The sequence below is a fragment of the Peribacillus simplex genome, assembly GCF_001578185.1.
Lineage (GTDB): Bacteria > Bacillota > Bacilli > Bacillales > DSM-1321 > Peribacillus > Peribacillus simplex_A.
The window spans coordinates 1,427,013-1,442,269 of sequence record NZ_CP011008.1 but is presented as its reverse complement, the minus strand read 5'-3'; the positions used below and the strand labels follow the sequence as shown (position 1 = coordinate 1,442,269).

At 39.1% G+C, this 15,257-nt stretch carries 13 protein-coding genes; 6 read left to right on the top strand and 7 right to left on the bottom strand.

Features of this window, described 5'->3' with window-relative positions; translation table 11 throughout:
• The first annotated feature begins 116 nt into the window (after window positions 1-116).
• On the top strand, window positions 117-734 hold the full coding sequence (locus UP17_RS06745; RefSeq protein ID WP_155727264.1) for a hypothetical protein: 618 nt from the start codon (window positions 117-119) through the stop codon (window positions 732-734).
• Between the two features lie 51 nt (window positions 735-785).
• Here UP17_RS06745 and UP17_RS06740 read toward each other — a convergent pair whose 3' ends face one another.
• The 3 genes from UP17_RS06740 to UP17_RS06730 all read right to left on the bottom strand — a co-directional run bounded on the left by UP17_RS06740 (window position 786) and on the right by UP17_RS06730 (window position 4,488).
• Window positions 786-1,826, bottom strand: a complete 1,041-nt coding sequence (locus UP17_RS06740) for a YkvI family membrane protein (protein ID WP_061462229.1) — start codon at window positions 1,824-1,826, stop codon at window positions 786-788.
• Between the two features lie 297 nt (window positions 1,827-2,123).
• Window positions 2,124-3,818 (bottom strand): M3 family oligoendopeptidase, encoded by a 1,695-nt coding sequence (locus UP17_RS06735; RefSeq protein ID WP_061462228.1) that lies wholly within the window; start codon window positions 3,816-3,818, stop codon window positions 2,124-2,126.
• Between the two features lie 232 nt (window positions 3,819-4,050).
• Window positions 4,051-4,488 (bottom strand): MarR family winged helix-turn-helix transcriptional regulator, encoded by a 438-nt coding sequence (locus UP17_RS06730; RefSeq protein WP_034314147.1) that lies wholly within the window; start codon window positions 4,486-4,488, stop codon window positions 4,051-4,053.
• A 155-nt stretch (window positions 4,489-4,643) separates the two neighbouring features.
• On the opposite strand from UP17_RS06730, the gene UP17_RS06725 reads away from it, so the two are divergent.
• The 3 genes from UP17_RS06725 to UP17_RS06715 all read left to right on the top strand — a co-directional run bounded on the left by UP17_RS06725 (window position 4,644) and on the right by UP17_RS06715 (window position 8,361).
• Window positions 4,644-6,161, top strand: coding sequence for a PAS domain-containing sensor histidine kinase (locus UP17_RS06725; RefSeq protein WP_061462227.1), 1,518 nt, complete (start codon window positions 4,644-4,646; stop codon window positions 6,159-6,161).
• Window positions 6,162-6,279: 118 nt separating this feature from the next.
• Entirely contained in the window at window positions 6,280-7,503 is a 1,224-nt protein-coding gene (locus tag UP17_RS06720; protein ID WP_061462226.1) for an MFS transporter, read from the top strand.
• A gap of 126 nt (window positions 7,504-7,629) precedes the next feature.
• Window positions 7,630-8,361 carry a ZIP family metal transporter gene (locus UP17_RS06715; protein WP_061462225.1) on the top strand — a complete coding sequence of 244 codons (732 nt, stop codon included), beginning with the start codon at window positions 7,630-7,632 and terminating at the stop codon, window positions 8,359-8,361.
• 329 nt (window positions 8,362-8,690) lie between these two features.
• On the opposite strand, the gene UP17_RS06710 is transcribed toward UP17_RS06715, so the two are convergent.
• Window positions 8,691-8,933: an aspartyl-phosphate phosphatase Spo0E family protein gene (locus tag UP17_RS06710; RefSeq protein WP_061462224.1), complete on the bottom strand. Its 243-nt coding sequence runs from the start codon at window positions 8,931-8,933 to the stop codon at window positions 8,691-8,693.
• A gap of 500 nt (window positions 8,934-9,433) precedes the next feature.
• Window positions 9,434-11,593: a PAS domain-containing sensor histidine kinase gene (locus UP17_RS06705; RefSeq protein WP_061462223.1), complete on the bottom strand. Its 2,160-nt coding sequence runs from the start codon at window positions 11,591-11,593 to the stop codon at window positions 9,434-9,436.
• 270 nt (window positions 11,594-11,863) lie between these two features.
• Between UP17_RS06705 and UP17_RS06700 the strand changes: the two genes are divergently transcribed.
• Both UP17_RS06700 and UP17_RS06695 read left to right on the top strand, forming a co-directional pair.
• A complete protein-coding gene (locus UP17_RS06700; protein WP_061462222.1) occupies window positions 11,864-12,889 on the top strand; it encodes an acyltransferase family protein in 1,026 nt (341 codons plus the stop codon).
• A 203-nt stretch (window positions 12,890-13,092) separates the two neighbouring features.
• Window positions 13,093-14,853: a B12-binding domain-containing radical SAM protein gene (locus UP17_RS06695; protein ID WP_061462221.1), complete on the top strand. Its 1,761-nt coding sequence runs from the start codon at window positions 13,093-13,095 to the stop codon at window positions 14,851-14,853.
• Between the two features lie 40 nt (window positions 14,854-14,893).
• Here UP17_RS06695 and UP17_RS28220 read toward each other — a convergent pair whose 3' ends face one another.
• Together UP17_RS28220 and UP17_RS28215 are read right to left on the bottom strand one after the other, a co-directional pair.
• Entirely contained in the window at window positions 14,894-15,037 is a 144-nt protein-coding gene (locus UP17_RS28220; RefSeq protein WP_167555972.1) for a hypothetical protein, read from the bottom strand.
• Window positions 15,037-15,195: a hypothetical protein gene (locus tag UP17_RS28215; protein WP_089362349.1), complete on the bottom strand. Its 159-nt coding sequence runs from the start codon at window positions 15,193-15,195 to the stop codon at window positions 15,037-15,039. The genes UP17_RS28220 and UP17_RS28215 overlap by 1 nt, the downstream gene beginning before the upstream one ends.
• Between the last annotated feature and the right edge of the window lie 62 nt (window positions 15,196-15,257).

Below are 15,257 nucleotides of genomic sequence, written 5' to 3'. Positions count from 1 at the left end.
TTTTTGTAACAATATTCACTCCATACCGTCTATTTCATTAAAGGTCCTGCATTTGTGATTGCGGGGATATCTATTATATGAATTTTTATTTCTATCAGAGAGATGAGGGAAAAGAAATGACTAGTTGGGCACGTTCTATTGGCTGTGCCGCATTCGCCGCTTTGCTGACTGGCTGCGGTATGACCACAGACAAAAATGCAGATGGGCCACAGGGAGATTCAGTAAACGAGGAGAACGAAGGCAATTCTTCTCAAGGTGGCAATGACGGAAACAACAACAAAGTAAGACTGATGGAGCAAAACCTGCAATATACAAGTAATGGGAAAGAAATAGTAAAAACAGCGTTCTTAAAAAGAAGTGATAATCAACCGTTCAGCCTCTATGTTTTGCAACAATTTAAATTAAGTGCCGAAGAACCTGGAAAGGATATTATTTTCCTGACTGAAGATGACTCCATTTATATGAGAATCGAATTGTTGACAGCGGATGTCAATTGGGATGAGGTGGAAGAAAATGTTCATACCCAGCTGAAAAGCCATTCAAAAACGATTAGGGATCCGGCACTTGATATAGAGAACGGCGCGGGATATGAAGTCGAAAGTGGGGATGATGTGATCACTTCCATATTGCTCAAGGACGAGAAAGCACCCGTCCGCTTAACTATTTTCACGAAAAAAGATATGGATTTCCGGGATGCTTTTCTAGAAATGGCTAAGACGCTTATGAAAGGATGAACCCCCATTTCCCCTGGGACGGAGGGCAAATGTCTTGCCCCCCGTACTTCATTACTTCTTTCCTGCCTGGCTTTTCCAGACCAGAATTAAAAAAAGCAGGCTTATGTATCCAAAAATCGGATAAATGTATCCTAATAACCTTCCATATCCGAATTCACTAATGATCAAAGCTATTAAAAAAATCACAGCTATGATTAGCATGCTTGGCAATTTGATATAACTGCTGATTTGCCTTTGTAATCCATATATGTTTCCGATGACCGAAGTGAATATCTCCCCGTAGATCACCAAAATGAACATCCAATATAATTGACCGGCTGCCGTTCTCATAATAACTGCCGAAGGAATTTCATAACTATTCACGTCAGGAAGTGTCATAAGTGAAAAATGCCCCGATAATAAAATGATGGTCAGGAATATCCCCCCAAGGATTGCTCCATGTTTAATGACCTTCTCATCTCGGACTTCATAAGCCACCGGAACCAGCACAGCCTGTGCCAAAGCAAGATTAAAGGCTGTATAGGCAAATGGTGACAAAATCACTTTCAAGGTCATCACCTCATCGGGAACTTTAGTAAGGGTCTTGAAGAAATCCCCATTTCCCAAAGTCGAGAAAAAAAGGATCAAACTAAAACAGATCATGATTGGTACTACAAAAGAGTTTACAGTGAATACACCGCGCATACCCATCATCAAGACCAAGGATGCCAGGATAATCGTAGACCAGCTTCCTATACTTTTCGGCACGCCAAGTTGTTCCTCGAAAACTGCGCCTGAACCGGAAATCATGACAGCCGTCACCCCTAGCAGCATGATAAGGAAAAAGATATTGATGATTCCTGCTATTTTCTTTCCAAAAAGAAATTCATTGAATTCCTCATAAGAAGATGCTCTGATCCTTGCGGAAATGAGCATGATTTTCGTTCCAGTAAAAATGAAAATATAACCTGCTATTAAAATACCAATAAAGCCATAAAAGCCATAACGGGTAAAAAACTCGACAATCTCTTTTCCAGTTGCAAAACCTGCACCGACGACTGTGCCTACATATACCGCTGCAATCTGAAAAATCCCTGACCACCTTGACAGCATACTCTCCCCTCCTCCCTACATTTATATGTAAGGTAGGGACATTTAAGACAAGCCAAGCAATATTCCTTATGTCAGCTGTTTTTTACCATGACTTATAGGCATTAAAGAAAAAGTTCTCTCCATCATTGCACCCTATTCACCTCTTATGCATTTCCCTAAGGCTAAAAGCAGTTGATTTGTATGTGCCCTGCCTAACTTCCTGAATGTGATGAAAGATTAAAAACGCTTAAGGAGTAATTCTCAAGCGTTTTTTTTAAAGCATTCAATTTATTACCGTATCATATAAAATCTCATCTTTTATAATGCTTTATCATCGACAGTTGAAAGCCATTCGTCTATCACCTTCACAACGGACAGAACAGTACCTTCAACAAATGGGGATTTCAAATTCGCAGATTCAATGAGACCAAGGAAAGATTTGCTCCCTCCAAGTTGGCACAGGTTCAAATAATCCCTCCAAGCCGTTTCATCTTTTTCAGCCGACCTTTTCCAAAACTGGAAAGCGCAAATTTGAGCCAATGTATAGTCGATATAATAAAAAGGTGCCTGATAAATGTGGCTTTGCCGCTGCCAATACCCACCATTCTCCAAGAATTCATTCCCTTCATAATCACGATGCGGCAAATATTCCATCTCGATCTTACGCCAAGCCTGCTTTCTTTCAATTGGGGAGGCATCAGGATTCTCATAGACAAAATGCTGAAATTCATCAACGGCTACCCCATACGGGAGAAATGTAAGTGCACCACTTAAATGGGAAAACTTATACTTTTCCGTATCTTCGTTAAAAAATAGCTCCATCCATGGCCAGGTTAGAAATTCCATACTCATCGAATGGATTTCACACGCTTCATAGGTAGGCCAATAATACTCCGGAATGTCAAGATTACGGCTGCGATACACTTGGAAAGCATGGCCTGCCTCATGTGTTAAAACATCTATGTCCCCTGAAGTCCCGTTGAAATTTGAAAAGATGAATGGAGCTTTATAGTCTTCTATAAAAGTACAGTAGCCCCCGCTTTCTTTTCCTTTCTTCGCCACAAGGTCCATCAGGTCATTATCGATCATAAAGTTGAAAAACTCATTCGTTTCAGGTGAAAGCTCTTGGTACATCTTTTTCCCATTTTCGATGATCCACTGAGCATCGCCTTTTGGAACGGCATTACCCGTTCTGAAATGAAAATTCTCATCATAATAGTTCAAATTCTCCAAGCCAAGCCGTTCACGCTGACGTCCCTTCAGCTGGGTTACAAGCGGTACCACTTCTTCTTTCACCTGCTTGCGGAAAGCAGCAGCCATTTCAGCATTATAATCAGTCCTTGTCATTCGATAATACCCAAGCTCCACGAAGTTTTCATAACCTAGCGCTATCGAAATCCCATGCCTCACCTTGACAAGTTCATCGAATATACGATCCAAATCCTCCTGCTTTTCTTCAAAGAAACCGTAATATGCCTTACTTGCATTTTTCCTTAACACACGGTCCGCCGACTCCATAAAAGGCTGAAGCTGCGCAAGTGTTAGCTCTTTTCCATCAAAGTGAATTTTTGCAGAGGCAATTAATTGCGAATATTCACTTGACAATTTATTTTCTTTTTGCAGTTGTGGTATGATTTCGGGCGAAAATGTTTTAAGCTGTGCCTCTGCCAAGTCAAATAGTTGATTTCCCCATTTCCCCTCAAGCTCCTGACGATATTTCGAGCGGACGAGTTCTTTGTAAAATTTTGATGTTAACTCTTCCATTTCAGGGGAGAATTCATCTAAATAATCATTCTCCGCTTTATAAAATTCATCATTGGTATCAATGGAATGTCGAATATAGACCAAATTAAACATCGTACCCACATAATTTCGAATTTCACTTATTTCTTCCATGGATTTTATTTGTGCAGCAGCATTTTCAGCGTCCGTAAACTTTTCCAAGGCCTTCATGAACCGGGTTTTAATTTCATCCATTTCAGGACGTCTATACTCATACTCATTAAATTTCATATATACACTCCTTTTCACGATATAACATGATTTTTTTTGACTGTAAAATCCGGATTAACGTCAAGACACATTCTTCATTATCGCGGTTATCGTAATATAATTTAATTCGCCACAGTGTTATTAAAAACCTTCATGTCCTTTGAACAAATTAAGGTTGTACCAGCATTGCACAACATCCAATTAGACATAAAAAACCAGCACCTGCAGTAAAATCGGAGTGCTGGTTCTTAAGCTAATTTTGAGCTGAATATCCAATCTTCTTAAGTAATTCTATCACGGTGGCCTTTTCATCTTGAGTAAGTACACTCATGATATCATCGATTCTTTTTTCATGCTCAGGAAATACTCCTTCAATAAAGGCCTTTCCTTTATCCGTTATTTTTGCAAAGGTTACACGGCGATCCTCTTTACATGCTATTCTCTGTAGATATTCCTTCTGTTCAAGTTTATCCACGACATAGGTAATGCTGCCGCTCGCTAGCAGGATTTTTCCGCCTATTTGCTGAAGAGGCTGATCGCCTTTATGATAAAGTAATTCCAGTACGGCAAACTCAGTTGGATTCAAACCTTCTTCGGCTATATGTTTATTCACCACATCATTAATTGATCGATGAGCTCTAGACATCACAATAAACAGTTTCAAAGACTGTTGGATGTTATTATTCTCCATAACTTCACAACCTTAAAGTTTTTAATTAAAATATCTTGAATTAAAAGTTATTATATGGCATTATGACTTTTTTGTCAATCTGCACTGTTAGTATGCACTATTGTTTAATCACTCAGTTTGATATACTTGAAAAAAAAGTTAAAGTAGTGACGAACATGAAAACAAGGCATAAATTCACCACATATCTACTTATTGTTATTCTACCATTAATTATTCTATCCATCATTTATTGGATGTATTTAGAACGTTCCATTCAAAAAGAAAGACGGGAACAAGCTGTATGGGCGGGAACGGTTTATCAAGAATACATAGATCAAGTTATCAGTGAAACAAAGGAAAACCTTGAGCTGCTGAGCCTTAGCAGTTCTGTTCTTTATATGGATGATAAAAAAACCGAACACCTTATGAAATGGATCAAAGATACAGATTCCAGGTATGCCGGAGTATATTGGCTAAATCAGGATGGCGTTTCCATCTCGGGGACGAATAAACATTTCAATAATTACCATTTAATTGAACAGGATGATATAAAGCGTGCAGTAAAAACTCAAAAAGCCGTTGTTGTAGGAACCCAGGAGCTGTATGACCCGGATTTCAATTATTTTTCCATTTTTGCTCCCATTCTGGATCATGATAAAAAGGCGCAAGGGTTTTTATTGGCGCATATTAGGCTGGATCATATGGAAAAAATATTAAAAATGCTCAGCCCTGGTCATACCTTTAGATTGGAAACAAACGATAAAACCCGAATTTTAAATATAAATGCCGAAGAATTTACTGAACATCCAACATGGGTGGATGTTCCTTTAACCGAAGTGGACTGGAAACTGTCCGTGAAGATACCTGACAAGATTAACACAAATAACATGAATGTCTTTTTAATGCTTGTCTTTTTCACCTTCTTCTTTACTCACATAATCTATACATTCGTGGAGGAACTGATCGTACGCAGAAATACGAAAAACCAAAAGTTATTACACGATAAACAAAAAATAGATTTTGTCGGCACGTTGGCTGCTAGTACTGCACATGAAATAAAAAACCCACTAACGGGCATAAAGGGACTGGTACAGTTACTGGTTGAAAAACATCCTGAAGAACAAGATCAGTTTTATTACTCTGTCATCATGAAGGAAATTGAACGGATCAATAGTATCGTCAGCGAGTTTTTGATTTTAGGGAAGCCCATGGTCCAGACCTTATCCTTATATGATATTCGCAGTATCATTGCCGAATTGAGACCAATAATAGAATCAGAAGCACGTCACTTAAATATTGAAGTGGAATGGAATATCGTAAAGGAACCGATCCTGGTTCATTGTACAAAGGACCAACTCAAACAGGTCATTCTTAACATTGCCAAAAACGGATTCGAGGCCATGGAAGTTGGAAAAAAGTTAAGGATACGAATCCACCATGAAAATGAACGGGCTAAAATCATAATCATCGACACCGGGCAAGGACTGAATGAACAAGATATCGGTAAAGTGTTCGAACCATTCTATACATCGAAAAAGGAAGGGACCGGATTAGGACTTTTTGTGTGTAAACGAATAATTGAATCTTTTAACGGAACCATCGAGCTTACAAGTAAACCTCTCAACGGTACAACCGTGACAATCAGCCTACCACTAATTAATGACCATCCTTGCATTGAGGAGTTTCATTTATAAATGAAGCCAGGACTAACGATTCCGATTTTTTTAAAGGTGTCATGCATACCTACCTTATCGAATCTATTTTAATTATGGAATGGGTAAAATTCTTAATCAGGAAGAAGGAAATATACATATGGGACGCATCGCTGCCATTAAAGCAAAACCCCAAAAACAAGATATGACTCTGAAAATCATGATCATCATAGGCATATGCCATTTAATGAATGATTCTCTTCAAGCCGTTGTACCGGCCATGTTCCCAATCCTCGAGAAATCAATGTCTCTAACGTATACTCAGCTGGGGATGATTGCATTCTGCCTGAATATCGTCTCATCCCTTCTGCAACCCGCAGTTGGGTTCTATACGGATAAAAAGCCCCTTCCTTATGCATTGCCCATTGGATTGACCAGTACATTAATTGGGGTCATCATTCTTGCAATTGCCCCAAACTATACCATAATCCTTGGTGCAGTCATCTTGATGGGCTTTGGATCAGCCATTTTCCATCCGGAAGGCTCTAGGGTTGCCTACATGGCAGGCGGCCCCAAAAGAGGCCTGGCACAATCAATTTATCAGGTAGGCGGGAATAGCGGGCAGGCCCTTGCCCCACTCATCACAGCCATCGTGCTTGTTCCATTTGGTCAAAAAGGTGCACTCTGGTTTGGCCTAGTTGCCTTAACGGCCGTTATCCTATTGCTGTATATTGCCAAGTGGTATTCTCAAAAATTAGTTCATTTCCAGCCTAAAAAGGTTGCGGCAAAAGTAATCAATAAAGAGCGGTCCCATAAAGTGGCCAAAGCCTTGGTATTAATTTTATTCATTATATTTGCCCGTTCCTGGTATGTATCATGCATGACGAACTTTTATAGTTTTTATTTAATCGAGCAGCATTCATTTACGATAAAATCCGCTCAGATTTTCCTATTTGCCTTTTTAGCCGCTGGAGCTGTAGGTACGTTTTTCGGTGGTCCGCTTGCGGATAGATACGGCCGCAAAAATGTGATTCTCTTTTCGTTCGCTGCCAGTATGCCCTTAACCGCACTTTTACCTTTCGTACCACCTACAGCCGCTTTTATCCTATTATTGATGGCAGGCTTCATTATAATGAGCAGTTTTTCTGTCACAGTAATATACGCACAGGAATTGGTCCCGGGAAAAGTCGGAACAATGGCCGGCTTGACTGTAGGGTTAGCCTTTGGAATGGGAGCCATTGGATCCGTTTCACTGGGTGCCATTGCTGATATAATCGGGATCGAATCCATGATTAAGCTAGTGGGATTCCTGCCATTGCTGGGGATCATCAGCGTATTGCTGCCGACTGATCTAACATTGAAAAAATGGTATGCAGAAGAATGATACAGATCATTCATGCATGACTGCAAAATGGGTGTTTCCTGGAACATATTTTTTTACCATCCCATACAATGAAGTATTGTTTAAGTTGATAAATAAGTTGATATGGACCATACAAAGGAGAAATTCATGAGTGGAGTTCTATTAGGCAGCATCCTATCTGCCATGTCTACAGGGTTCGGTGCGTTACCGATCTTGTTCATTCAAGATTCAATCACACATCGATTCAGAGACACGCTTCTGGCATTTACCGCTGGTATTATGATGGCTGCTTCGTTATTGAGCCTGATCCCGGAGTCTATAGCCACCGGAGGGTATATACAGCTTGTCATTGGGGTTTTTCTCGGGGTAATGACATTGACGATCATGGAGAAAAACATTCCGCATATCGATCTCAGCCATACGAAAAGTGGTATTCAGTTTGATGAAAAGGCTTTGCTTATCATCACTGCCATTACACTGCATAATATTCCTGAGGGCCTTTCTGTTGGTGTCAGTTACGCCTCTGATTCAGCTGATACAGGTAACTTGATCGCCTTTGCCATCGGCCTGCAAAATGCTCCGGAAGGTTTACTAGTCGCTTTGTTTTTAATTAATCAAAAAATCGGTAAATTCACTGCATTCCTGATAGCAACCTTAACTGGTACCATCGAAATAATTACGGGCTTATTGGGTTATTATTTAACCTCTTACATTGGGTTCCTGGTTCCTTACGGCCTAGCTTTCGCCGCCGGAGCCATGCTTTTCATCGTTTATAAGGAGTTGATTCCTGAAAGCCATGGGGATGGTAATGAACGCACCTCAACCTATTCCTTCATTGTTGGTCTTTTGTTCATGGTAATATTATTGGAAATTTTGTGATTTCCGGACCTGACAATGGCTGGCTCCATTATTTGGGTCAGCCTTTAGTTTTTATTTATCAGTGTTATCCACTCAGTTAAATTCGACTTCTAAACTACTCCCGATGTTAGAAAGGACACCTTCTGGTGGCCTCCCCTCAATGTATGCCTCATACCCATAGGAATTTCAAAAGAAAATGATTGTCCTTTATATGAGTCTTTCTTGACATTATTTATGAAATGATTGTAAAGTTCATTTCCATCAGAAAACGGTCACCTGATCATTAGCCCTAAAGGTGATTATCTCCAAAACCGCCAATTTAAGAAGACATGGTGCATTCTCAGTTCCATTTAAATTGTAATATCATCATTAAAGGGCTTCTGTACAATAACAACCATATCTTCGCGCTTATTTCTCACTTCCACTGACGAATGATGTTGAAGGATCAAATACTCATTTATAAGTTTATCAAGTTGCTCGCTTTGGCGAAGGGTAAACTCATGACCTATTCCATACATTTTTGCCAGCTCCATCATTTCCCAACGCTTCATTTGAATCTCAGAACAAATTTCCGTTGCACACCTAGAATTCATAACTGCATTCACTACTCCTGCCCTTTTAAAGTTACATCATAATAAAGAAGTATTACAAAATATGCCTTATATGTAAATAGATTCGCAAAAAAAGACAAAACTTCTTAAATTGCGATAAAGCTTGACCCACCAGCAGACAGGATATGACGGAAATATCTAACCCATATTCCTCTTATAATGATTAGGAGGATTTGATATGAAGCCAGCTCCGAACATCGATTCGAAAGTTCTCCCATTTGATTTTTCACTGTCCGTTTCCTCTTAAATAATTCAGCAGTTTAACTCAATATCAAACCGGACAAATTTATCAAAAATGATAGTCCCTTTAATGTGAGCCCAATATTTTTTGGACAGGTACAACCTCAGTCGTGATTCCAAGATAATAATGATGGAAAACGGAAACTAAAAAAAGGAATCCATTGAATAAGGACCCCCATATACTATTAGGATTTTCCATACTTTTCTGGTTACTGGGCAAAGGTCTAGAACATTTCCACCTCTCACTCGAATGGCAAATATATATGAAAGCTCGTCCCTATATCTACTTCGCTTTCCACTTCTATAAAGCCCTTGTGCTCTTCAATGATTTTATAGCTGACCATGAGCCCCAGCCCAGTTCCCCTATCTTTCGTCGTATAAAAAGGTTCACCTAATTTTTTTAGCTTTTCCGTTGAGATCCCCATGCCTTGATCGGTAATAGAAATACAAATATATTTCTCTGAATATCGGGTTGTTTTAATTCGTACAGATCCGCCATCCGGCATGACTTCCAATGCATTTTTGATTATGTTAATGAACACTTGCTTTAACTGGTTCGCTTCACATAAAACCTTAAACTCATCTTCTTCGAAATCTGTCTCGAATTGAATATTTTCCAACAATGCCTGAGCGGCCAGTAATTCTAGCGTCTCTCTCAAAATGGTATGGACATCCTGTTTAAAAACTTTTAGCGCCTGTGGCTTTGCCAGTACCAAAAATTCCGTGATAATGGTTTCGATTCGCTTAATTTCAGATGTAATCACATGAAAATATGTGGAGAAATCTCCCTTAACACCATCCTCAAGCAACTGGATAAACCCTTTTAAAGCAGTCATTGGATTCCTGATTTCGTGGGCAATCCCTGCAGCCAATTCACCAACGACATTCAAAGTATCTGATTTCCGGATCTGTTCCTGCATTTCGAGATTTTTACTCACATCACGGAAAATACTTAGATTCAAGTTCGAATATAAATTCTTTCTCGTTAAAAATTCAATATGCTTAATTGTTCCGTCTTCGAATGTTATCGGAATGATGGATGAGTAGACCTCATGCTTGTAAACATTATCAATATGTGCGTTCAAGGCAGGAACATTTCCAGGGATTTTCTCGATGAATCCCTTTACAGATAAAGAAAGCAGTTTACGTTTCGATATTTCCAATATTTCCTGACCCGCTTCATTAATATCCGTGAACCCTTCATGGTTCCATAAAATCAAGCCGTCTAATGTCCCCTCAAAAATCTTCCTGAATTTCTTCTCACTATCCCTTAATTCCTTCTCAATCAGCCAGCGTTCACTGACATTTCGAAATATCGTTACGTTATACCCATCACCCTCATGTTTTTTGGCAGTCAATTCAAGTAATTTTATTTGGTGATTCGGCATTTTATAAATCAGTTCCCCCCTCACTTGGGTGTCCCTTTCAAACGTTTCCATTATCTGCTCAAAATGATGTTTGTTGCTGTATACGTATTTCCAGATATAACTGCCTATCAATTCCTCTCTGCTTGATTCAAATATCTTACATGCTGATTGATTGACTCGAAAAATGATTCCGTCATCATTCCAGAATATGATCGCATCCATGGACTGGTCGAATAATTCCGCAAAAATCCGTTCGCTCGTCTCTAACTTCTTTTCTATTAAATTTGATTCTGTAATTCTTCGAAGCACCGACATGTATAATTCATTTCCTACCGCTGAGCTGATAGAAAAAGCAAAATGATGCCGCTCAACCCCGATCATTATCTCCACCTCTCCTTTGAAGTTCGACTCAACAAATGCTCTTTTTATGCTCTCGTCCCAATATGCCTTATAATCAGGGGAAATGAGGTCCCTCATATTCTTGCCGACAATCTCTTTTTTCGGGATGCCCATGACATTGATAAAAGCATGGTTCACTTCCATGATTATTCCTGAACCATCGAATAGGACGATGCTTTCTACGGCCGTATCAAAAAGGTCCAAAAACATCTGCCTTGACATTCTTGTTTCCCGGGATGATGAAAGATCCAATGTCACATCCCCTAAACGATAAAATTGCTGTCCTTCGGAAGGAGCCCCTATTGGTATAAACTCTATATGCTTTAGGGCACCGGTATGGAGCTGGATCATCTGTCTTTCACTTTCACTCGGCTTTTTTGGAGTACCGGACTCTTCCTGATTATTTAAAGGGCTAGCCTCGAGAAAATCAGTTATCTTCATGGACAACAGCTGATTTTTCGATGTTTCCAGCAGTGCACAAGCGGCATCATTTACATAAGTGAGCCTTAGTTCCTCATCAACCCTAATATAAGGCTCTGGCATTGAATTGAAAATGTTCAAAAAACCTTCGACCTGTTTATTCAATTTTATAATTTCCTGTTTATTTTCCGTTTCATTCCCATAACCGATATTCATATTGACACCCCTTTTCAAAACCCATACTTATCAAACTTTATTCGACACCCATCTTGATTTTCCTCGGTATTATCGAAAATCCGTGCATTCATCGAAAACCTAAATTATCCTTTATGTCAAATAATAGTATGTTGAATCACTTAAAACTTAGCGTTAAGCTTAATTTAATATTATTTTTATTAATTTTATAAATATTGATTTAGATCAATGTATTTAGGGTATAAGAAATAACAATGCTCTCTAGCTACCTTAAAAATTTAGGAGGCAACAATGAAACAACGTGATTTTTTCTTTGATAACGCCAAATTCATTCTCATGGCTTTTGTCGTCTTTGGACATTTGCTGAATACGTATATACATGATAGTGAAACGATTTACGCTTTATATAAAACCATTTATTCCTTTCACATGCCGGCCTTTATTCTAGTTTCAGGTTTTTTTGCGAAAGGTTTTTATCAAAAAGGGTATTTAGCCAAAATTACAAAAAAACTAATTTTACCCTACATCATTTTCCAATTGATATATACCGTTTACTATTATTTTTTATATGAACGTTCTGCAATCACTGTTGACTTGCTTGATCCCCAATGGTCGCTTTGGTTCTTGATCAGTTTATTCTGCTGGAACATCATGCTGCTTGGTTTTTCAAAGCTAAAGCCATCAGTAGGCATAGGTTTATCCATTTTAATCGCTTTATTGATTGGGTATATTGACAATGTCTCCAATTACCTTAGTCTCTCGAGGACATTCGTTTTTTTCCCGATGTTTTTGATCGGGTACCATTTAAGCAAGGAACACTTAAAGAAACTGTTCACACCCAAGGTTCGTTTGGCTTCACTTAGTGTCATGTTAGTGATTTTTATCGGTTTTTATTTAAATGCCGATGTCAATTATAAATGGCTCCTCGGTTCGAAACCATATACCGAGCTTGAAGATGCGACAATCATATCCATGTTTAAACGCCTAGGATTTTATGGATTGAGCGTAATTTCAGTGTTCAGCTTCCTTTCATTCATCCCACGCGGACAATATTTCTTTACGGATTGGGGTAAACAAACCCTTTATGTATATCTGCTGCACGGATTTTTCATTCGCTTCTTCCGTGAAAGCACTATACATGACTACTTCAGCAATACAGAGAGCTTTATCATGCTTGCCGGTCTATCCTTCTTGATTACCGTGTTATTATCAAGTGAAATGATTGCCACAATGGCACAGCCGATCATCGAATTGAAGGCGACCAAAACAAAACGATTCATGACTAAAACGAAAGAATATATAAAACAAGCATTTTAAATAAAACGGATAAAGCATTTTCTGCTTTATCCGTTTTTTTCAAAAAGTAATTCCAGTTCGGCTTTAAAGCTGAAAGATTTCCGTTCATTCAATAACTCATTTTTCAAATGGAGCGCACTATGGTAAAATTACTCGTTAGTGCTTGTTGGCTTAAAAAGATATGTACACGAAAGGAGCCAGGCGTTTCTTTTACGCCCTTTAACATGAATATAATAATCAGTACTCTTAATGCAAAATATATCCATACATCGCTATCCATCCGCTATTTAAAGGCTTATGCCCAGCCAGATTATAATGTACATCTAGCAGAATATACGATAAAAGATCCGATTATGAACATAGTTGGTGACCTTCATTCCAAAAAACCGGATGTCATAGGATTCAGCTGCTATATTTGGAACATCGAGGAAACAATAAAAGTAGTAGCCATGCTGAAGAAAATCAATCCAGAATTGGTCATCATTCTCGGAGGACCTGAAGTCACATATGATGTTGGAGAATGGCTTGATCAGATTCCCGGGGCTGATTTCATCGTAATTGGCGAAGGTGAGGTCACCTTCAAGTCCCTTTTATCTGAAATTGAAGGTTCGAATGACTATAAGAAGGTCGGAGGCATTGCGTATCGACTGGATGGAAAAAAAATCATCCAGCCTCAAAACGGCAAGGTTGATTTGAAATCGCTCCCTTCTCCTTATCGTTTGGAGGAAGACCGTGGCGATCTATCTAAACGTGTCACCTATATCGAAACTAGCCGAGGATGCCCGTTCAGCTGCCAATTTTGCCTGTCATCGATTGAAGTGGGTGTCAGATATTTTGATCGTGAAAAGATTAAAGAAGATATCAGGTACCTTATGGCTAATGGTGCAAAGACCATTAAGTTCGTTGACCGAACCTTCAATATCAGCCGAAGCTATGCCATGGAAATGTTTCAATTCTTAATCGATGAGCATCTTCCCGGTGTGGTTTTCCAGTTCGAAATCACTGCGGACATCATGCGTCCGGAAGTTATCCAGTTCTTGAACGATAATGCCCCTGCAGGATTGTTCCGCTTTGAAATAGGGGTACAATCGACGAATGACCATACAAATGATCTAGTTATGAGAAGGCAGAATTTCGAAAAACTGACCAGGACCGTAACTATGGTAAAAGATGGGCAGAAAATTGATCAGCATTTAGACCTGATTGCCGGTTTACCTGAAGAAGATTATCATTCTTTCAAAAAGACTTTCAATGATGTTTTTGAGCTGAGACCCGAAGAGATGCAGCTTGGCTTCTTAAAGATGCTCCGTGGTACGGGTTTACGGATACGTGCCAATGAACACCAATATATTTACAGTGATCATGCTCCCTATGAAATCCTAGGAAATAATGTTTTAAGCTTCGATGACATTGTCCGCATTAAACAAGTTGAAGATGTCCTTGAAAAATACTGGAATGATCATAGAATGGATCACACCACGGAATACCTTGTCAAAACGGTATTTCAATCACCATTCGACTTTTTTCAGGATTTCGGTACCTTTTGGGATGAACAAGGCTGGTCACGAATCGGACACCAGCTTGAAGACTTGTTCAGACGCTTACAGCAGTTTTTGGCTTCCCGGGAATCTGCTGAACTGAATAACATTATCGGACTCATGAAATTGGATTATTTCATGAACCAAAAATACAAACCACGTAAACCTTGGTGGGAAGCTTCCCTGGATAAAAACGGACGGAAAGTAATATATGAAGATATTCTGAATAAGCCTGAACAGCTTGGTTCGTCTTTCACAGCCTTGGCACTTAATGAAAAAGAAATACACAAACACACCTTGCTCGAGGCACTACCCTTTGATTTGGAAACGTATCTAGCAGAGGGTACAATCGTCGAGAAACCATCGATCATGCTTGCCTATTTTGATCCGAGTGGAAAGGGATCAAACATTTTCTCGCTCCCAAAATCTAGAAATGCCATTTTTTAAAGATTAAGGGCGGACCCAGAATGGGTCCGTCCTTATTTATTTATTTATTATCACGTTTTTTATTTTCTTTTGCTAATATTTCATAAATTTTGGTTGCGTTCATATCGCCACTGAATTCGATTCCAAATTCAGTTCGTACATGTTCCCCCACCTTTTCCTGGGAGTTCCGTTTTTCTTTTTCCATTAACTTCTTCCTTTTCTGCCTTGCTTTGAATTGCGGTTGGCACCTTTTATTGGGTTTTCCTCTAATGCGAACTCATTGGAAAACTCATTTTCAGCTTGGTTTCTTTTTGGCGTTTTACTTGCTTTGACAGCACCATCTACATTAGCTTTCCGTTTCATTTTCATCCACCCTTTTTAATATAGTTTACGTTTTAGAATGGGGTAAAACTGCCGAAAATTAT